The organism is Aquimarina hainanensis (assembly GCF_042684685.1).
GTDB lineage: Bacteria > Bacteroidota > Bacteroidia > Flavobacteriales > Flavobacteriaceae > Aquimarina > Aquimarina hainanensis.
The window spans coordinates 17,753-39,638 of sequence record NZ_JBHULX010000004.1; the positions used below are offsets into that span (position 1 = coordinate 17,753).

Genomic DNA, 21,886 nt, shown 5'->3' on the forward strand with positions numbered 1-21,886 from the left:
CCAAAACTAACAGCTTATGAGAACAAAGATATACGTAAAGATAGCTGTAACACTGTTGCTAGTGTCCATTTTCACGATGGAATTTACTACAGCGCAGGTCGCTTTTAGAAAACCGCTAAATAACGCCAGTGATATCACGATTAAAGGAAATATGCAGATGATCGGTAATGCGGTTACCGGACTAAGTGGTTTTCATCATGGAGTAAACTATAATCCAAACGATGATTTTGATTTAGGTTGGTCGAATGACCGTAGAAATGTGGGTTATATTGATATTGATTCGGATCCGACCACCTTTAGTTCGAGTAGTGCTGACCTTCATATTACAAATACAGCCTGTGCTAAAATTGCCTATGTTGGATTGTATTGGGCAGCTACGTACTTTACACAAAAACTAGCAAATGGAAAACCAGTAACAGTTGGTTTACCTCTGCCAGATCCAAGACCTGACTTTAGAACGATAAAACTACGAACTCCGGGAGCTGCAGCTTATGTAGATGTAACTGCTGAAGCGGGTGATGAAGGGGTAATATATGATGGATATAGAAATACATCGACCAACCCTGGAAACGTAGGAGCGAATGATTTGACTTATGTTTGTTATGCGGATCTTACAGAAGACTTTAAAAAATTAAAAGAAGCAGGTGCAAGTATTAATGGAACCTATACTGTAGCCAATGTTAGATCAGCAACAGGGAATAGTGATTCTCCTGGAATTTCTAATGGATGGACATTGGTGATTATCTATGAAGACCCCGCCTTACCCGAACGATATTTTAGTACACGTCATGGGTTTTTAGCAATATCTAATGCGGATAGAAATTTTGTATATGATGGGTTCCAAACCTTACCGCCTCCTAATGATGTAAGAGCGAGATTTGGAGTAGCTACTTTAGAGGGGGATTATGGTATTCCTGGGGATAGATTATCGATTTTACGAGAGCCTTTAGGAGGGTCTGCTTTGAGTTTATTTTCTAATCCTGCTAATGGAGAAGACAATTTTTTTAATTGCTCGATTACTGTTGATGGAAATTATAATACTGCCAGAAACCCAGCTTCGGAGAATACCTTGGGGTTTGATGCAGATATTTTTGATATCCCAAACCCTAAAACTGCACCGGGAGGAGAACCTTCTTCTATTGGCTGGAACCAAACAGAAGTTGAGTTTACTGCAGGAACCACCGGGGATTGGTATCGTATTTTCCTCAATATGTTTAGTGTAGATATTATTGAGCCAGAACTAAAGGTATTTAAACGAGTATTAGATGAAGATTTAAATGACATTACTGGAGGAGGCGTAACATTAGGGCAAAGTTTATACTATGAGCTCACAATTCAAAATCAGGGAAATGAAGATATTATCAATGCTTTCATCAACGATGAATTGCCTGCTAATATTGATTTAAATGAAATGCTCATAACTGTTCCGACAGGAGTAACTTATACTATTGATGATGTTAATAGGTCAATCCGTTTTGATATTGCGGATAACATTGTCGAACGTTTTGATCCTTCATTTACCATTCGATTTGGCGTAAATGTAGTTAATACTTGTCAGGATTTAAGAGACGCCTGTAGTAAGGATATTCAAAATATAGCAAAAGCCACCTACACAGGAGAAATTTCCGGAACAACTAATTCAGGGGAAGATAGTGTCCTTGGACAAGATTCTTGTCAGGCAGATATTGCAGGAGCGTCTAATTTCTTGATTAATCCTGGAGACTGTAATGGAGATTTTGAAGACTTCTTTTGTCAGGGAACACATACATTAACTGCCGGAGGTGGTTTCCCTACCTATGTTTGGACTAATTTAGATAGTGGTGCGGTTGTCGGGAATGCGCAATCATTAACTATCACATCAGGAGGACGATATAGAGTTGATAAAACTGGAAATCCGGATTGTAATGATATGTTCGAAACTTGGACAGTAGATTCATTTACGGATGTAGTAAACCCAATAATTGCTATTGCTAATGACCCTGCAGTAAATGGAAATATCAGGACGTGTGCAGCGGATGGACGAGAAATGCCGGAGTTGTTCCTGTGTGGAGCCAATGATGAAATTGTTTTAGATTCTGGGTTTGCGGCAGCTACCAGTATTCTATGGCAGCGTTTAGATCCGCTTAGTTGTCCAACTGTAGATAGAGATCCAAACTGTCCTACTTTAGATTCTGAATGTAGTGGATTTTGGACTAATGTGGGAAATGCTAATGATCAGGTATATACGGTAACAGAGGCAGGAGAATATAGAATTAGAGCGACTTTTGATAATACTTGTGACATTGACTTCTATTTTAATGTATTTAAAAATAGCTTTGAACCTAATTTAGTTATTGTAAAAGATATTATTTGTGGAAATCCGGGAACGTTAAATGTACAGAATTCTTCAGATCAATATGAATATCAATTAATCACTCCCGAAACCAATACGACTATTGGGTATCAAGATTCTGCTACGTTTAGCGGATTAACAGAAGAAGGAACATACCAATTAAATGTCCGTCAAAAAACAGGAGCCAATGCATGTATTTTTACGGCATCCAGATTGATGGAAGAATTAGAATCAGATGTAGAAATTACCGTGAACAGTCCAGATTGTCCTACCGATCAGGGAAATGTGGTGATTACAGTAACGAACAGTCAGGCAAATTATTTATATACGATTACGAATACAGCAGGAACCTATACAGTCACCACTGGAAATGTAACAAATACGAGTCATACATTTAATAACCTTAATCCAGATGATTACCAGGTAGAAGTAGAATCTTATGATGGAGATTGTATTGAAACCAGAAGTATTACTGTACTAGATGCACCTGATTTTACAGCGACTGCTGCTGTAACAAGTGATCTTAGATGTAATCCGGGCTATCAGCCGGATCCGACACTGAATGATGAAAATCACCCTAATTTTGATCCAACGGCTCCACCTTTTGATGATAGAGAATTTATCGCAGAGATTACAATTACGACGAATGGAGGATCAGGTAATTTTACATATTCTCGAGTAGGAACTACAGAGACGACAGGAGATAACCCTATTGAGGTAACAGTTGCAGGAAATTATACCTATATTGTTTCTGATATAGATACTGGATGTACGGCTACCACAAATGAAGTTACTGTGAATCCGTATGTTCCCGTAACAGGAACTATTGCAGGAACAAATCCTGTGTGTGCCGGAGAAACAGGATCTATTACTGTTACTGTAACAGCAGGAGAAGCTCCCTATACATATGAATTAAAAAATATAACCGATTTAGCCGTTGCCTTACAAACTGAAACTACCAGTAATACGACACATACGTTTGTAAATGTGGCTACAGGAACATATCTGGTAACAATGTCAGACCGTTTTGGATGTCCGGTGGATTCTAATCAGGTAACAATTTCTGAACCAACAGCTATAACAGCAACAGTAGCGCATACTCAAATCTCTTGTGATGTGCCACAGGGTACGATTACGGTTACAAGCCCGACTAATGGTACTCCTCCATATTTTTATAGCATAGATGGTACAGATTATACTAATACTACGGGTTCTTTTACAGGGCTGGCGAGTGGCGATTATAATGTGTATATAAGAGATGGAAATACAACCGCTTGTCCGGTTTTATTATCAACAGTGACAATTGATCCTTTGCAGGAAGTAACAGATATAGATTTTGATATTGATAATATAAATTGTACCACAGGAACAAATCAAGAAGGAACGATAACGGTATCTGCTACTGGAACAAATGGAGTGACAGCCGCTGATTTTGAATATAGAATTACATTACCGCTAGCAAATGCAACTGCCTTTGCTGCTACGACAATTTATACATTACCTGTTGGGACATATACTTTCGAAGCAAGAACAACTTCGGATAATTGTATACGATCAGAACAGATTACGATTAACCCGGTAGATAATATAGCCGTAACAGCTAATAAATTAAGGGATGTTACTTGTGTTGATGATACTGATGGAGAATTTACATTTACGACTACCGATTTTGCAACGACCTATAGTTATACTGTGACAGGACCCCCTACATTTACACCAATATCTGTAAATAATACTTCAGCAGCTTCTCCGGCAACTGCAATTACAGGTGGAGCAGGAACATATACTATCACAGTAACAGATGATTCTACTAGTTGTAGCCAGACAGCAACTGTAGAAATTAATGAACCGGCAGATCCTTTGACATTTACTTTTAATGTCGATGATACAGATTGTGGAGCCTCGAATGGAATTATTACTGTGACAGCTACAGGAGGAAGAGGAGGGTATCAATATGAATTAAGAGATGCTACTAATACGACAGTTATAGAAAACTTTTCTACGTCGAATATATTTTCTCCTTTAGCAGCAGCTACCTATACAATTAATGTTAGAGATGGTAATGATACAACAGCTTGTTTGGCAGTTCCACAACAGGCTACAGTAGATACATCTTCACCTCCGACAATAGCAAGGACAGATGCAGATTGGTGTTATACCAGTGCTGATCCGGCTAGTTTGGAAATTACAATAACAAATGGAGTAGCTCCATATACTTATACAGTAAATGGAGGAGGTGATCAAAATGCAGTGACGAACCCATTTACGATCTCAAACCTTTCACCGGGAATTCAGAATATTATAGTAAAGGATGTTAATGGGTGTACCTCAAATACCATTACCGAAACGATTCAACCACAAATAGCAATTTCTGCTGCTTTGGATAAAAACCTAGACTGTACACCGGGTAATAATAATGCGTCTATTAGTGTTACTCCTACAGGAGGAAACGGAGGGGATGTGATTACAGTTGAGATTGACGGAACTGGTGGTTTTGTGGCAATTCCAGGTACTTGGGGAACCTCTCCTTTTAGTATCGATACAGCAGGAACATATCAATTCCAGGTAACAGATAGTGAATCATGTACAGCAGTTTCTAATATTATAACTGTTACTGATAATCCGTTACCAGTAGCTACAGCTACAGCTAATCACGTAACCTGTAATGGACTATCTAATGGATCAGTTGAAATTACAGTTGACACTTCTGTCGGAACTCCTCCGTATCAGATTAATTTTAATGGTCTAGGAAATAGTAATAATACTTCTTATGGAGGATTAGCTGCAGGACCTTATAATTATGTAGTAACAGATGGTAAAGGATGTAGTGAGACATTTAGTATTACAGTAAATGAACCGGCGGCTATTGGTGCCACCATTAGCAGTACACCATTGGAATGTGATCCAACACCACCACCAACATTAGGTACAATCACTGCAAGTGCGGTAACAGGAGGAACTATTTCTACAACAGGGTATATATATACGATTCATGATAGTTCAGGAGCTTTGGTTACTGATCCTTCATTAACTCCAGGAAATACGATCACAACTACAGCTACTTCAGTTACTTTTGGAGGATTAGATTTTGGTTCATATTATATTCAGATAGTGGATGAAAATGGATGTGAATTTAGATCTCCATTAGAAGAAATATCATCTCCACCAGATGATTTAGATTTTGTAGCAGTTGCTGTGGCTTCTGATTGTAATACAAACGGAGCAGTGTATGATGTGTTCATTACTAATGGAGCAAGAGATTATGAAATACGAATAGTAAACCACCCGGATCCTATTCTAAGTACGTTTAGCCTTACTAACGGGAATGTAGATCCAAGTTCTCCGGTACCACCTGCACCATTTGTGTTAGATGCGACTCCAGGAGGAAATGTACACCAATTTACAGGACTGACATTTTCGATTCCCTATATTATAGAAGTTAGAGATAATGGAGGATGTGTATATCAAGAGCGATTAGTGCCGACCAACGGTCCTTCTGCAATTTCTTCTGTAGAAGTAGCTACTAGAGATATTACATGTAATGGTTTAACTGATGGAGAGTTTGAATATACAGTTAATAATTACACAGGAACTGATATTGAGTGGGAAGTATACAGAAACCCTGGAATATTAGTACCTATATTAAGTGGTTCGAATTCTTCTGCAGGAGCACCGTTTACAAATACAATAACGGGAATTCCTCAAGGAAACTATTATGTAATCACTTTTACCCCTACAGAAGAATTCTGTGGTACAAGGTTAGATTTTACTATAGAAGAACCTCCTTTATTACAATTTAGTCTAGGAACACCGACTGTGGGTAATTGTAATCAGGATTCGCAAATTGTAGTGACAGCACAAGGGGGGAGACCTCCATATCAATATGCTGCTGTATTAGATGGAGTAACTCCGGTAGCAGCTGATTTTGGAGCTGATAATGTATTGGTTTTAGATCCAAATGCAGGAGCTGACTTAGATTGGGATATTTATGTGACGGACGCGTCTAATTGTACCATTGCACATCAAGATGTGACAATTACATACACAGCTGATCCGGCATTTAATTTACCATTACCTACTCATGTAGATGATGCTTGTAATTTTGATGGAAGTTATGAGTTTACTGTGACGGCTACTGGAACAGGTCAGCTGGAATATGGGATTGATGATGGAGATCCAGCGACAACAGATACCCCATCTTTTGTGACAGACACTCCAAATGATGGATCATTTACTTTTACCGTTACAGGACCAGGAACATATAATTATTTTGTAAGAGATCCGAATGGATGTTCGGATACAGGACAAATCATAGTTCATCCAGAATTATTGATTGATGCAGTGCCTGGTGTTATACCTACATGTACCGCAGCAGATGGAACGATTATAGCTACGGTAAGCGGTGGATCTGCAATGGCGAATTGGACTTTTACGCTAATTGATCTTGCTACTGGATCTGCGGCCGTGGGAGTGACACAAGCGCCTGGACCTAATGTAGCAACTCAGGTTACCTTTAGTAATGTACAACCAGGTAATTATAGAGCAGAAGTTGTTGATGCTGTTATAGGGCCTGCGCCAGGCGGTTGTACCGAGACAGATACAATTACTATTGATGACCCTGTACAACCAACTTTATCTCCGGCAACAACTGCTAATGTTAGTTGTAATGGAGGAAATGATGGTAGCATTTTAGTGAATTTAGATGCTGCAACAGCAACGGAAGGACCGTATACGTATCAGTTGTTCGAAACAGCAACTAATACGCAGGTAGGAGTAGACCAGATAGACAATCCATTGTTTGCAATAACAGGAACTCCTTCTACACCAATTACAGCTAGAGAATATAGAGTAGTTGTGACATCTTCTAAAGGGTGTCAGGTAGTAGAACAACCAATTACTATATTAGAACCTTCTCAGGTAACAGCTTCTTCTGCACGGACAAACTATGCTTGTGGAGGGGATAACATACCGAATTATCCGACAATTACTATTACAATCGCAAATGGAACACCTCCGTATTATGTTTCATATACAGGACCGGGAGGGTTGAATGTTTCTGATATTGAAGCGACGGATACAGGAGGAACTTCTCATTCATTTGAGGCAACTGTTAGCGGAACCTATGATATTACAGTAAAAGACAGTAATGGATGTAGTATTTTGACACCATTACAAGAAATTATACCAACATTCCCGATTATTACTAATGAAATGGTAGTAAGGGATGCTACGGCAGTGAATGCAGGAGAAATTTCCTGCGATAACCCAGAAACGGTTATTGTTTCAGTTGCTGATGATGGTTTAGGAACAGGTGATTTCCAATTTGAAGTTGTAGAGACTGGGGCAACCATTAATACTCCAGCATTAGATTTTGATGCACAGTTTACATTACCGGATTCTGGAGAATATACTTTTATTATCACGGATGATAGAACTGGATGTACAGAAACAGTAAAGTATACGGTTGATCTATTTGATACAATAACAGTAACAGCGACTCAGGTAGACCCTGTAAGTTGTTTTGGAGATCTAACGGGCTCTATAAATATAAATGTATCTGATTATACAGGAGCATATAATTATACTATTGTAAATACGGTATCAGGAGCACCAGTTACCAATGGAGTAGGAAACACGTCTACTAATCCTTTATTGGTAGGGAGTCTTCCTTCAGGAGTATTTAGAGTAGATATAGAAGCATTAGATCATCCTTTCTGTGATGAGTCATTTAGTACGGTTACTATAACCAGTCCGGACTCTGCAGTAGGTGTTACCTTAGAGAGTAGCAGGGTTACTTGTAACCCGGGAAGTGATGGAAAAATTCAGGCTGTTGCTAGTGGAGGAGCAGGTTCTTTCCAGTATCAATTAGAAAAACCAGCAGGAAATATATTGGTTCCTTATGGAACAAATACTACGGGAATATTCGAAGATTTAGATCCGGATGCTGCGAATGATTATACAGTACGTGTACGTGATGCGAATGGATGTGAAGCTTCTGAAACAATTAACATCCCAGCTCCGGTAGCTACGGGTGTAACGACTTCTTCTACAGATGTTACCTGTTTTGAAGGTACCGATGGTACAATTACAGCAGTAGCAAACGGAGGTCAGGGACCAGGAACCTACTTGTTTAGATTAGAATTCCCAGGAGGTGTTATTTCAGATGCGGTGACTAGTACTACAGATACACATGTGTTTACTGATTTACCTGCCGGAAATTATACGGTGTTGGTTAGTGATGATCTTACTTGTGAAAGTTCAGAAGCTAGAGCTGTTATAGGACCAGCAGAAGTAGAAGTAGAGATTGCAGTAACAGAGATTACATGTGCTGATATGGCACCAGATGTGACTGTGACAGGTATTGGTGGTACAGGTTCGTATACTTTTAGTATGGACGGAATTAATTTTGTAGGAAGTGGAACAACCCATACGTTTGCAGATTTAGCTCCGGGAACGTATCAGTTCTATGTAAGAGATACAAATGGTTGTGAGGCTGCTCCTCCTTCTAATGAGGTAGTAGTAATCTTACCAGATCCTTTACAGCTTAATTTAGATGAAAATAATACAGCAATTGTATGTTTTAGTGAACGTACAGGGTCTATTGATTCACAAGTAAGTGGAAGCCTGGGAGACTATCAATATGAAATTACAGGAACGGATTATCTGGGAGCAACAGTTAACATTGGTCCCCAATCAGAAAGTTTCTTTGGAGAGTTACTTGCAGGAACCTATACGTATACAGTGATGACAGATCCAGGTTGTCCAACGGTAACATTGCCGTTTAACATAACACAACCAGAAGAATTTGTAGTTACTGCAGTACCACAAGATATTAGCTGTAATGGAGAAACAGATGGTAGAATTGAAATTACAGCAACAGGTGGAAATCAGACGGATTCTTCAGGTTCAGGAGAAGTAATAGGATATGTGTATACCTTATATGCGAGTAACGGAGAACCTGTATATAGATTGGTTAGTGATGAAATAGATCAAACGATAGGAATTCATGTTTTTGAAGACCTTCCTGCTGATACATATACTGCAGAGGTAACAGATGCTAGAGGATGTCCTTTTTCTATAAGTGATTTAATAATAGAAGAACCAGCTGCAATTACAGCGGATATTATTGCTACAACACCAGAGCAGTGTGCAGGAGATATGAATGGAACAGCGAATGTGTCAATTACTGGAGGAGTGCCTGGATATTTTTGGAGTATAACAGGAGAAGATGCTAGTTTTGTTCCTGTACCAGATCCTACTAATCTTGAATTGACAAATCTTCCGGGAGGAATTACCACATTATTTTTAAGAGATTCTAATAATAGCAGTGGATGTCAGATCGCATTGAATATTGATATTATACCTGGAGTAGAGCTTAGTGCAGTATTAGAAGATAAATTAGATTGTCCGGTAAGAGATGAAGAAACTGCACAAGTAATACAAGATGAAGTATATCGAGTAGAGTTTAATGTAGCAGATGATTTCTTCGATGTTTTCGGAAACCGTGCTGTATTATTTAGTCTGAGAGGTGTTAACGGAACAGCAGATCCAATGCCTAATAATAATTATACAGGAGAGTTTGTAGTTGCTCCGGGAGAATATGAAGGAACGATGCTTCATGAGGTATCAGGGTGTCAGCAAGTAATAGGAGTTATTCAGGTAGAAGAATATACACCGCTTTCGATCCCTGTTGCACAAATGACAAACAACCCTCAAGATCCTAACGAATATGAAATTATTGTTACAGGAGGAGTAGAAGAATATACGTACTATGTAACATTCGAAGATGAAGAACAAGAGCTGACGGATAATATCTTTACGGTTAGAAAAACCGGAGATTATAAACTAAGAGTGGAAGATTCTAAAGGATGTAGCGTGGAGATATATCAGTTTATTACCTATATCAACATCCGTATTCCTAACTATTTTACACCAGATGATCCTAATATTACAGAGGAAGAACGATTCTGGTATCCAAGACAGATAACCCCAAATTCTGATGATCCTTTCTACTTTGATAATATGGAAGTAAAAGTATTTGATCGATACGGACGATTATTGAAGCAATTTTTAGGAGATCAAAAAGGATGGGATGGATTATATCAAGGAAAAGAACTTCCGTCAGGAGACTATTGGTTCACCATTATTCTTAATGATATTGACAACAGAGAGTTTACAGGTCACTTTACATTATATAGATAATTAGTATGAAGAAATATTTAGCCCCATTATTGATCTTAACTATAAGTTATTTAGGAACCGCGCAGGAGTTTTTTCCTCCTGTGCAGAACCAGTACATAGCAGATAACCCATATTTAATATCCTCTGCCTATGCCGGTATTGGGGATTGTTGGCAAGCCCGTGCTACTGGTTTTGAACAATGGGTGAGTATAGAGAACTCACCAGGGACACAATCACTATCGATTGATGGTCGTATTTCTGATAGATCAGGTATTGGAGCAGTATTGTTTAATGACAAAAATGGTTTTACCAGTCAGAAGGGGGTACAACTTTCTTTTGCGCATCATTTGACATTAAATGAGTATAATAATCAGTACTTGTCTTTTGGATTGAGTTATAAGTTTACCCAATTCGGAATTGATACTTCTGAGTTTAACAATGGAGATCCGGATAATCCGATTAACCCTTCGTTATCCAATGTGAGTGTTAATAATTCGAATTTTGATATTGGTTTTTTGTATCGATTAGGACGTTTCTTTTTAAGTGCTAATGCAGTGAACTTATTACAAAAACAAATAGACGATTTTAATCCTACAGAACCTTCAACAATTCAGAATTATTATGTGTATTCAGGATATACTTTTGAACATCGTTTTGCCGATCTGGAAATAGAACCTTCTGTATTGTATCAGAATTTTGCAGGAGATGGACGTTCTACAGCAGATCTCAATTTTAAAGTAAGAAAGATGAAGCGAGCAGACTACTATTGGGCAGGAATAAGTGTTCGGTCATTAGTTGATCAGGACTTTAAACCATTATCTGTATCTCCCATGGTAGGACTTAAAAAAGCAAATTTTTATGTAGCATATGGATATCAGGTCAATGTGAATGAGGTATATCAGCCGAGTTCTGCTGCCGGATCTCATATGATTACGTTAGGAATTGATTTCGGATGTAGACAAAGTAAATGTGGATGTACATACTAAAAAAATAAAAAACAACGCAAAAAGCTGCCTTTTAAGGCAGCTTTTTTTTATAAGATTGTTATTGTCTTTTTATTGTAGAAAAATCTCTTTTATCAGGTTAAAATAGCTATTATACTGTAGGCTATGGTGACTTAATTTAAGCAGCTCTACAAAAAATAATTATTTCAAAAAACAGATTATTTGCTGTAATGCTTGTTTTGCTTCTTTCATTACAGGTAATAATGGCCAGATATGAGGCATGTCTTTCCCGGTAATTACCTCATGGTCTACATCAGCTTCAACTATTTTTTGCAAGCTAATTAATTGATCGGGATAAGTGATATCTCGTTCTGCTATAAATAGAATTGTTTTGGGAAATCCAATAAAAGATCCGTGAACAGGAGAAAGCATTGGGTTTTTTAAATCATCATTTTCTGCACACATTTTTTTAGCACTTAATGCCCCGGAAACGGATAACATAGGGTCGACATGGTCAACTTCGGCAATTTTAGGGGTAGAAAAAGAAGCGTCCATAACAGGGGAAATAAGAATCAAGGTTTTTGGTAATACTATTTTTTCCGAAATAAGACGTTGTGTAAGTGCAGTAGCTAATGTACCTCCGGCAGAATCTCCCATAAGAACTATAGAAGAAGGAGGGTATTTTGAAATGGCATATTGATAAACAGCGTCAATATTCTGAGAGATCTCGGTAATGGTATGCTCTGGTGCTTTAGGATAAGCACACATCCATAGTGTTAAATCTGTTTGTTTACATATTCGAAGAAGACTGTCCCAATGATGTTTTGAAGGACCAGCGACAAAAGCCCCTCCATGTATAAATAATAACAAACCATCAGAAACTTTAGCCGGAGCAATTTCTGTAAGTATTGTTTTTTCAATTTTGAATTGGGTCGTTTTATGTGATGTTAATCGGGTTGTTTTGGGAACCAAAACATCTTCTTTTCGAAGTTTTTTATAATTGATGGGAGATGTCTTAAATAGTTTTTTCACCCCTTTTAATTGTAATACCCATATCGTTAGGTAATATGTGAAGCTTTTTTTCATTTTTTAAGGTGCTTTAGGAAATGCTTTCTTAATGATACCATTTGTAGTTTGAATTTACGGGCAAAGAACATTTTATTCCAGTAGATATAAAGTGTAAAATGGTATGAGAGGGATATAAAGATACACAATGTCAATAAAACAACACTGAAACGAAAGAAGTCTACACTTTTCGAATTTGATTTTTATAAGACAGCTTTCAGAGATAGTTCTGAGGAAATAAGAGAAGTTATATTGGTTTTTCTTCAAATAAGAATACAGGTTATATAGAGGAAATATAAAGTCCAAATATAGCTACCATAAAATAACAGCTAATAGTTAATGCTCCTGGATAATCCTTTGCAACTCGCTGTCCGATAAGCATGAGTAATAAAGTGATACAACAGATAAAAAAAGTATAGACAGTACTTTCTTTTTCTCCATAGAGAATCAGCTGATAACCGGAGATCAGACAACCGATTGTAATCGCAACATCTAATATAATAAGTAACATAAGAGAGAAAGGGATCATTTTACTGAGAAATGTACCAGAGAAATGTGTTTTCAAAAAAGTACAGTTTCCTTTCCAGTCAAAAATCTTTTCCATACCTGAAATAAAAAAAGTAATCAGCATAAAAATCAAAATGGTGATAGGTACAATATGGACGATAAAATTATTCATTCGTACGATCAGTTTATGCAGATTTCTTATGTAAGAGTCTTGTCAGTTTGATAGATAAGTCAGTCAGAATGATTTTTGCATTTCCATTACGCTCTATATGATAGATAGCATCTTGTAGCTCTGTACTGATATCCATGATATTGCTTCCATGAATAAATGGTGCAAATTTTTCAATTTTAAACCCTGCGGTTTTTGGCTCTAAAAAGACTAAGTCTTTAGCCCCGTAATTATATAACATTGCCTGTCGGAAGAAGTCTAGGCAATAAGATAGAAACCGTTTTTGAGTTTCCCTACCAGTTCCGGCAATGGTTTCACTCCATTTGATGAGTTCATTTACAGCACCCTTGTTTCCTTTAGCCCTAAAAGCTGTTCGTACCCACTGTATGAACCAATCTTCAAAGGTTTCATCACCTCCATCCTGATGATGAATATGCAGGGCTTTATTATAGTTCCCATTCGCCTGGTGAGCAATTTTTAAAGCTTCTTTTTCAGTGATTCCTTCTTTACGAAGCAAAGCTTCCTGAATAACTTTTTCTCCTAATGGAGGAAAATGAAGCACCTGACATCGGGATCTAATGGTCTGAATTAATTGTTCTTCTTCTTCAGTGATAAGAAGAAATACTGTTTTTTCAGGAGGTTCCTCAATGAGTTTTAGCAATTTATTAGAAGCGGCAATATTCATTTTATCTGCCATCCAGATAAGCATAACTTTATAGCCACCCTCATAACTTTTTAAGGATAATTTTTTTACAATATCAAGAGCCTCGTCAACTCCGATTTGACCTTGTTTGTTTTCTATACCCAAAGACTGATACCAGTCAAAAATACTACCGTAGGATTGTTCTTTGATAAAAGCACGCCATTCTTCGGCAAAATGATCTGCTGTAGGGTGTTTTTTTACTTTGTCATTGGTAGCAACAGGATATGCAAAATGTAAATCAGGATGTGACAAATGATCAAATTTTATATTACAGGAAGCATTTCCTCCCGTATTTTCTCCTTCTTGATTCTGGCATAGAATATACTGTGCATAGGCAATTGCCATTGGTAAGGTCCCACTACCGTTGGAACCTACAAAAAGCTGTGCATGAGGAATTCGCCCGCGATCTACACTGGTGGTCAGATAACTTTTGATATGATCCAGCCCTAATATTTCTGAAAAAAGCATGAGCAAATATACTTTATTCTCCCCGTATTTATAAAGATCAATCTTCTTTTTGCCAATATGCACAACCAGGTATTAATACTATTTTTAGTGAAACAAGGAAATGAAACTAACGCGATTAAAAAGTAGTATTGGGGAAGAACGTTTTATGTGTCGGAAATATCTATAATTTTTAGTCTTTAGTCGATAATTAAGGCGTAAATGTTCCACAGCTTGTCGTCAAGTTAACATTCATTTCTTTTTAAAGAAAGCCTTTTGTATCTCTTTAGAAGTTGTTCCTGCAATAAAAAGTAGAAAATCAACCATTTATTTAAAGGTTCTAAGAGATACCGGAGCTTATTTTATAAACCTGATAAAAATAAAGTTATTAAAGAAAAGGAAACTCATTAATGCATAGTTTTAGTTATTTTTGGGATCTAAATACAGATCAAAATAATATACTACTGTGATGAAAACCATTAATGACATAAATTTTGAAGATAAGAAAGCGTTAATTCGTGTAGATTTTAATGTACCGCTAAATGATCAGTTCGAAGTAACGGACGATACACGAATCCGTGCTGCTAAGCCGACAATCATTAAAGTTTTGGAAGATGGTGGAAGCGCAGTATTAATGTCTCATCTGGGAAGACCAAAAGGAATACAGGAAGAATTTTCTCTTAAGCATATTGTAGCAGCTGTTTCTGAAGTGATTGGAGTACAGGTTAAATTTGTTCCTGCATGTATTGGAGCAGAGGCGGAAGAAGTTGTTGCCGGGTTAAATCCAGGAGAGGTTGTCTTATTAGAAAACCTGAGATTTCATGGAGAAGAGACCAAAGGAGATACTGCTTTTGCAGAGGCATTGTCTAAAATGGGAGATGTATATGTTAATGATGCTTTTGGAACAGCACACAGAGCACATGCTTCTACCGCAATTATCGCTCAGTTTTTTGAAGAGAATAAATGTTTTGGAAGTCTCTTGGCCAAAGAAATTGAAAATATTGACAAGGTGCTGAAAACAGGAGAGAAACCTATTACAGCTGTTTTAGGAGGAGCAAAAGTATCTTCAAAAATTACAATCATAGAAAACATTCTGGATAAGGTAGACCATTTGATTATTGGTGGAGGAATGACCTACACATTTATCAAAGCTAAAGGAGGAGAGATAGGAAATTCAATCTGTGAGGATGATAAGCAGGAAATGGCATTAGATATCTTAAAAAAAGCGGCGGAAAAAGGCGTTCAGATTCATTTACCAGTAGACGTAATTGGAGCTGATGCTTTTGATAATGGGGCTAACACTAAAGCCATGGAAGTAAATGCAATACCATCAGGATGGCAGGGACTGGATGTAGGACCGGAAACATTAAAAGGGTTTCATCAGGTAATTATGGATTCTAAAACTATTTTGTGGAATGGTCCTTTAGGAGTTTTTGAAATGGAAAACTTTGCAAATGGAACGATAGCCCTGGGTAATTCTATTGCCGAAGCTACTAAAAATGGAGCTTTTTCACTCGTAGGAGGAGGAGATTCAGTAGCTGCAGTAAAACAGTTCGGATTTGGAGATAAAGTGAGCTATGTGTCTACAGGAGGAGGAGCAATGTTAGAAAGCCTGGAAGGGAAGAAACTACCAGGGATTCTGGCTATGGAAAATTAGGAATAGTAAATTACCTTGTCAAAACAGACGAAACAGGTACAATCTCGACACCCGAGTAAAATATAGTTTAAAAAAATCATACGATCTTATGATTAGATACCTCCTAAAAAAACAGGTATATGTAGTCATAAGGTCGTGTGATTTCCTTTTTTTAAGCCTTAAAGGCTTTTTTTAAAGCTTTTGAAGGCTTGTTTTTTGCTTTTTAGAAAAAATATGCGATTTTCGCAAGAACCATCATGTTTTTATAGTAGAAATATTTCCTAAATGAATAAAATCAAATAGGAAAAACAGCCATTTCCATACATAAGAACAACAACATTGTATTGATAATGTTATAAATTGGTATAAACTTAAACTTTGTCGTGTGAAAAACTGCCGCTTGCTATTATTTCTTTTTCTTACTGGGAACGCGTTTATGTCTGGACAAGACACTACCAAAACTAAAATAGGCGTATTAAAAGAAAAAGACCCCATACAAAAGGAGAAAATTAAAATTGTCGATACTACTGAAGTTACCTATTCAATAGGAGAGTTAAAAACAGCATCTTTAACTTCCGTAAAAGAAAAAGATACGATTATTTATCATGCCACGGATCATCCAGAAATTGCTAAGTTAGATGCAATGTGGAGAGAAGAATTATACAATTCTCATTTGTTCGATACTATTTATAAATCCGTTAGAGAATTAGAATACGATCCGGTAGAATATGCGGCATTACCTACAGATACATTAAAAGCGAGGTTGGAACGATTAAATGCACGAACTCCTTTTAATGTAGAGTATAACCCTTCCTTGGAAAGTGTAATAAAAAGCTACCTGAAACACAGAAGAAAACACCTGGAGCGGCTTATGTCATTAAGCCACTTTTATTTTCCTCTTTTCGAAAAAGAATTAGATAACCAAAACATCCCTTTAGAGATAAAGTACTTAGCCATTGTAGAGTCTGCATTAAAACCAAGGGCAAAATCCAGAGTTGGTGCTACTGGTTTATGGCAATTTATGTTTGGAACAGGAAAAATGTTTGGATTAGAAGTTAGTTCTTATGTAGATGAACGAATGGATCCTATTATGGCGACAAAGGCAGCATGTAAGTATTTAGCGAGTCTGTATAGAATTTTTGGCGATTGGGATTTGGCGCTGGCATCTTATAATTCGGGACCAGGGAATGTAAATAAAGCGATCAGAAGAAGCGGTGGCTATACCAATTATTGGAATATCAGAAATAACCTGCCGAGAGAAACTGCAGGTTATCTGCCAGCTTTTTTGGCTACTATGTATATTTTTGAGTATGCAGAAGAACATGGATTTCGACCTAAAAAACCAAACTTGGCATACTTTGAAACAGATACAGTAAAAGTAAAACAAATGATCACTTTAGATCAGGTGTCAGAGTATATCGATGTGAAAATGGAAGAATTACAGTTTTTGAATCCTTCATATAAACTAGATATAATACCACATATTAAAGATGAGGATTATGTTTTGCGATTGCCTTTAGATAAAGTAGGCACTTTTGTAGCGAATGAAAAAGAAATATATACATTGGCAAAAGCGGAGCTCGATAAAAGAGAGAAACCGTTGCCGAAGTTCTTTGAAGCTAATGATAAGATACGCTATAGAGTACGTAGTGGAGATTATTTAGGAAAGATAGCCAGAAGGTATGGAGTGAGAGTAAGTCAAATTAAACGATGGAATGGGTTGAGGAGTAATAACCTTAGAGTAGGGCAGCGATTGACTATTTATCCCAGAAAACCAGTGACAAATGTTGCCACTAAGAAAAAAACAACTACTAAAACGACTCCTAAAAAAGCAGTAGCATTAAAAAATTATTCAGTATATGAAGTAAAATCTGGAGATACTTTATGGAGCATTTCTAAAAAATTTAACGGAGTTTCTATTGACGATATCAAAAAATGGAATGGTATTAGTGGGAATGCTATTAAACCAGGTATGAAACTTAAAATTTCTAAATCATGATCTCATCGTTATCAATAAGAAACATTGTCGTAGCAATTATTTGCTCTTTTTGCGTTTTTAGCTGTTCAGAAGAACCAAAAAAGAAGAAAAATAAAGAAACTCAGGGAGCTATGGCAAGTTCTGTAGGAAATATCAATAACCTATCAGTAGTTATAGATAATGAACTTTGGAAAGGGAATTTAGGAGATACTATCAGAAAATATTTTGGAGCAGAAGTTCCTGGTCTTCCTCAAGAAGAACCTCTATTCTCAATGCGACAAATGCCACCACAGGCATTTTCAGGCTTTGCTACTAAAAACAGAACATTCCTGAAGATCGAAAAAGGAGGAAAAGCAAATTTTGTTTTGTTTAAAAATAAGTTTGCTACTCCACAACGAGGAGCTGTTTTTGTTGGTAAAACAGATGATGAGATTGCCGAGCAAATACGCATACATGCAGAAGAGGTGATTAAAATATTCAAAAAAACTGAGACGTTAGAAAAACAAAAAAGAATCCGAAAGTCGCTCGAAAAAATACCAAGTTTAAAAGAAAAATTCGGAATTACATTAGACATACCTACTGCTTATAGAATCGCAAAAGAAGAAGATAAATTTTTCTGGATTCGAAAGGATATCCAAAACGGAAGTGCTAATATCATGATTTACGAAATGCCGTTAAGCGCAGTCAAAAAAGATTCGAATACAATCTCTCATATCATAAAGATGAGAGACTCTATAGGTGCCAGTAAAATCCCAACAGATGAAGGAGGGAAATTTATTACAGAAATGGCATATGCTCCTTACTTGTTTGAAACAGAATTGGATAAAAGATTTGCTTTCGAAACAAAAGGAATCTGGGAAATTAAGAATAAATACATGTCAGGTCCTTTTGTGAATTATAGTATTAAGGACGAGAAAAACAATCGTTTATTAGTAATAGAAGGGTTTATCTTTGCTCCTTCTATCTATAAGAGAAATAATATGTTTGAACTAGAAGCGATCATAAAATCGATTAAGTTTCGATAAGACATAAGAATATTATTCCTCCAATTTATAAAAGGGGATGAATAGCATGTAGAAAAACCTTTTTATCTTTATCGATTAAAAGTAATATACATGCATATAGTTTCTTTTATCGCTAAACAGCTACCAATAGCTGAAAAACAAATTGCTAATACCATAAAATTATTAGAAGAAGGGGCTACGATTCCCTTTATCTCCAGATACCGAAAAGAAATGACAGGTGATTTGGATGAGGTAGCAATTGGTGAAATTGTAAAGCGAAAAGAGTCCTTTGAAACCATTGAAAAAAGGAAAGAGAGTATTATTGGAGCTATCGGCGAACAAGGAGCCTTAACTCCTGATTTAGAGACCAGAATTCGTGCTTCTTTTTCTCTGACAGAGATAGAAGATATATATCTTCCTTATAAAAAGAAAAGAAAAACAAAAGCAACTGTTGCAAAAGAAAATGGATTAGAACCATTGGCAAAAATACTAATGGAGCAACGAGAAGAAGAAATAGTATTTGTGGCCTCCAAGTATATAAATGAACAAGTTGCTACAGAAGAAGAAGCACTACAGGGAGCAAGAGATATTATTGCAGAATGGGTGAATGAAAATGAAGTAGTCAGAAATAAGCTTAGAAAGATTTATAAGCGAAAAGCAGCCATTACAGCCAAGGTGATTAAAACCAAAAAAGAGGAAGAAGACGCTCAGAAATACAAACAATATTTTGATTGGGAAGAACCATTGCACAAATGCCCTTCTCATCGCCTTTTAGCAATTTTGAGAGCAGAAAAAGAAAAAGTAGTACGAGTAAAAATTGGAATTCCCGAAGAAGAGGCTTTAGATTGTATTGATGATGTCGTTATAAAAACAAATGTAGAAGCCTGTACAGATCAAATATTTTTAGCTACAGAAGATGCCTATAAGAGATTATTAGCTCCTGCATTAGCTACAGAAGCTTTAAATGAAGCAAAGACAAGAGCAGATGATGATGCGATTAGTGTATTTGCTGAAAATTTAAAACAGCTTTTATTAGCATCTCCATTGGGTCAAAAAAGAATTTTAGCAATTGACCCAGGATTTAAATCGGGATGTAAAGTCGTTTGCCTGGATAAGCATGGAGATTTATTACACAATGAGAATATCTACCCACATCCTCCCCAGAGAGAGACTACGAATGCTATAAAAAAAATAAAATCCTTAGTAAATGCTTATAAAACAGAAGCAATTGCTATAGGTAATGGTACCGCTGCCAGAGAAACGGAGTTTTTTATCAAAAAAATTCCTTTTGATAAGTCGATCCAAGTCTTTATGGTTAATGAAAGTGGAGCTTCTGTATATTCAGCTTCTAAAATAGCCAGAGCAGAATTTCCTGATTATGATGTTACAGTACGAGGTTCTGTATCTATAGGTAGACGATTGGCAGATCCACTGGCAGAATTAGTAAAGATTGACCCAAAATCAATTGGTGTAGGGCAATATCAACACGATGTGGATCAGACAAAGCTCAAAAATGAGTTGGATAGTGTTGTCATGAGTTGCGTGAATAAAGTAGGAATTAATGTGAATACAGCAAGTGCTCCTTTACTTAGTTATGTCTCTGGTATTGGAGAGAAATTAGCAGAAAACATTGTTGCTTTCAGGTCAGAACATGGAGCGCTGACTTCCAGAAATGATTTAAAAAAGGTTCCCCGATTAGGGGGAAAAGCTTTTGAGCAGGCAGCAGCTTTTCTTAGAATAACAAATCCGGAGCATCCATTAGATAACTCTGCAGTCCATCCAGAGCGCTATGCTTTGGTCTCTAAAATGGCAAAAGATGTAGGAACACCGCTAAAGGACTTGATAGGAAATAAACAGGCAATAGCTGACATAAAACTAAAAAACTATATGTCAGATGATGTAGGTTTGCCCACATTGACAGATATTATAAAAGAACTTGAAAAACCAGGAGTAGATCCTCGTAAGACTGCTTCTGTCTTTGAGTTTGATCCTAATGTCAAGGAAATATCCGATATAAGCATTGGAATGAAACTCCCAGGGATCGTTAATAATATTACTAATTTTGGATGTTTCGTAGATATAGGAATTAAAGAAAGCGGATTGATTCATATTTCTAAACTGGCTAATGAATATATCAGTGATGTAAATAGTATTGTGAAACTAAATCAACAATTAATAGTAACAGTAATCGATGTTGATATGGAAAGAAAAAGAATACAATTGTCATTGATTGATTAAGCGGAGATTGAATAGAAACGCATACAGTTATAAATAATAAATCCCTTGTAAAATATTGTTTTACAAGGGATTTCTGTGTTTTATCTATACTCTTTAAACCAACTAACATGGTTAAGTAGTATTTATTTTATATGTTTTGTATATATAAAACATATTAAAACTCATTACTTTTAGAGAAACAAATAACTTATGTTTTTAAAAATAGTAAGAATTGAATTTTGATCTAGGCTTATTTAAAACCTGATTATTGAGTAAAAAGGGGATGATAAGAATTGGTTTATTTTTCTGAGAAAGGAAGAATAAATAATAAAGCCTGACAAAAAACTGTCAGGCTTTGTAAGTTTATAATAAACTGCCCTGAGCAAAAAGAACAAGGTAGTTATTTGTACCATTTTTTTTTGATTTCGAGACTTACCTTGAAATCACACTCCTTAGTATTGAGGTAGCACTATTTCTTATCGTCTATTTTAGAAGCTTCTTCATCTTCTTTAGAAGCTTCTTTAAATTCTTTTATCCCACTTCCCAATCCTTTCATTAATTCAGGGATTTTCTTACCACCAAACAAAAGAAGAACAATAATAACGATAAGGGCAATTTGCCATGGCCCAATCATTCCAAGAAACATATTTAATGACATCATGATCTATTCAATTAAAAAGCAAAGTTACTAAGAAAAGAACACAAT

At 36.5% G+C, this 21,886-nt stretch carries 10 protein-coding genes; 6 read left to right on the plus strand and 4 right to left on the minus strand.

Annotated features, from left to right (window positions below):
* The first annotated feature begins 16 nt into the window (after positions 1-16).
* Both ACFSTE_RS05515 and ACFSTE_RS05520 read left to right on the plus strand, forming a co-directional pair.
* On the plus strand, positions 17-10,534 hold the full coding sequence (locus ACFSTE_RS05515; protein ID WP_378257779.1) for a T9SS type B sorting domain-containing protein: 10,518 nt from the start codon (positions 17-19) through the stop codon (positions 10,532-10,534).
* 5 nt (positions 10,535-10,539) lie between these two features.
* On the plus strand, positions 10,540-11,499 hold the full coding sequence (locus ACFSTE_RS05520; RefSeq protein ID WP_176028194.1) for a PorP/SprF family type IX secretion system membrane protein: 960 nt from the start codon (positions 10,540-10,542) through the stop codon (positions 11,497-11,499).
* Positions 11,500-11,658: 159 nt separating this feature from the next.
* On the opposite strand, the gene ACFSTE_RS05525 is transcribed toward ACFSTE_RS05520, so the two are convergent.
* The 3 genes from ACFSTE_RS05525 to ACFSTE_RS05535 all read right to left on the minus strand — a co-directional run bounded on the left by ACFSTE_RS05525 (position 11,659) and on the right by ACFSTE_RS05535 (position 14,369).
* Entirely contained in the window at positions 11,659-12,543 is an 885-nt protein-coding gene (locus tag ACFSTE_RS05525; RefSeq protein ID WP_378257777.1) for an alpha/beta hydrolase, read from the minus strand.
* A 259-nt stretch (positions 12,544-12,802) separates the two neighbouring features.
* A complete protein-coding gene (locus ACFSTE_RS05530; RefSeq protein WP_378257775.1) occupies positions 12,803-13,201 on the minus strand; it encodes a DoxX family protein in 399 nt (132 codons plus the stop codon).
* 13 nt (positions 13,202-13,214) lie between these two features.
* Entirely contained in the window at positions 13,215-14,369 is a 1,155-nt protein-coding gene (locus ACFSTE_RS05535) for a DNA polymerase III subunit (protein WP_176028197.1), read from the minus strand.
* Positions 14,370-14,814: 445 nt separating this feature from the next.
* On the opposite strand from ACFSTE_RS05535, the gene ACFSTE_RS05540 reads away from it, so the two are divergent.
* The 4 genes from ACFSTE_RS05540 (at position 14,815) to ACFSTE_RS05555 (ending at position 21,201) form a co-directional block, all read left to right on the plus strand.
* Positions 14,815-16,002, plus strand: a complete 1,188-nt coding sequence (locus tag ACFSTE_RS05540; protein ID WP_378257773.1) for a phosphoglycerate kinase — start codon at positions 14,815-14,817, stop codon at positions 16,000-16,002.
* Positions 16,003-16,417: 415 nt separating this feature from the next.
* Positions 16,418-17,980, plus strand: a complete 1,563-nt coding sequence (locus ACFSTE_RS05545; RefSeq protein WP_176028199.1) for a LysM peptidoglycan-binding domain-containing protein — start codon at positions 16,418-16,420, stop codon at positions 17,978-17,980.
* Positions 17,977-18,984 carry a DUF4837 family protein gene (locus ACFSTE_RS05550; RefSeq protein ID WP_378257771.1) on the plus strand — a complete coding sequence of 336 codons (1,008 nt, stop codon included), beginning with the start codon at positions 17,977-17,979 and terminating at the stop codon, positions 18,982-18,984. The genes ACFSTE_RS05545 and ACFSTE_RS05550 overlap by 4 nt, the downstream gene beginning before the upstream one ends.
* 90 nt (positions 18,985-19,074) lie before the next feature.
* Positions 19,075-21,201 (plus strand): Tex family protein, encoded by a 2,127-nt coding sequence (locus ACFSTE_RS05555; protein WP_378257769.1) that lies wholly within the window; start codon positions 19,075-19,077, stop codon positions 21,199-21,201.
* Between the two features lie 448 nt (positions 21,202-21,649).
* On the opposite strand, the gene ACFSTE_RS05560 is transcribed toward ACFSTE_RS05555, so the two are convergent.
* Positions 21,650-21,841: a twin-arginine translocase TatA/TatE family subunit gene (locus tag ACFSTE_RS05560; RefSeq protein WP_176028202.1), complete on the minus strand. Its 192-nt coding sequence runs from the start codon at positions 21,839-21,841 to the stop codon at positions 21,650-21,652.
* Positions 21,842-21,886: the final 45 nt, after the last annotated feature.

Excerpts from the sequence above, each read along its gene's own strand:
- ACFSTE_RS05515 (WP_378257779.1), top strand. The coding sequence starts at position 17 with ATGAGAACAAAGATATACGTAAAGATAGCTGTAACACTGTTGCTAGTG.
- ACFSTE_RS05520 (WP_176028194.1), top strand. The coding sequence starts at position 10,540 with ATGAAGAAATATTTAGCCCCATTATTGATCTTAACTATAAGTTATTTA.
- ACFSTE_RS05525 (WP_378257777.1), bottom strand. The coding sequence starts at position 12,543 with ATGAAAAAAAGCTTCACATATTACCTAACGATATGGGTATTACAATTA.
- ACFSTE_RS05530 (WP_378257775.1), bottom strand. The coding sequence starts at position 13,201 with ATGAATAATTTTATCGTCCATATTGTACCTATCACCATTTTGATTTTT.
- ACFSTE_RS05535 (WP_176028197.1), bottom strand. The coding sequence starts at position 14,369 with ATGCTTTTTTCAGAAATATTAGGGCTGGATCATATCAAAAGTTATCTG.
- ACFSTE_RS05540 (WP_378257773.1), top strand. The coding sequence starts at position 14,815 with ATGAAAACCATTAATGACATAAATTTTGAAGATAAGAAAGCGTTAATT.
- ACFSTE_RS05545 (WP_176028199.1), top strand. The coding sequence starts at position 16,418 with ATGTCTGGACAAGACACTACCAAAACTAAAATAGGCGTATTAAAAGAA.
- ACFSTE_RS05550 (WP_378257771.1), top strand. The coding sequence starts at position 17,977 with ATGATCTCATCGTTATCAATAAGAAACATTGTCGTAGCAATTATTTGC.
- ACFSTE_RS05555 (WP_378257769.1), top strand. The coding sequence starts at position 19,075 with ATGCATATAGTTTCTTTTATCGCTAAACAGCTACCAATAGCTGAAAAA.
- ACFSTE_RS05560 (WP_176028202.1), bottom strand. The coding sequence starts at position 21,841 with ATGATGTCATTAAATATGTTTCTTGGAATGATTGGGCCATGGCAAATT.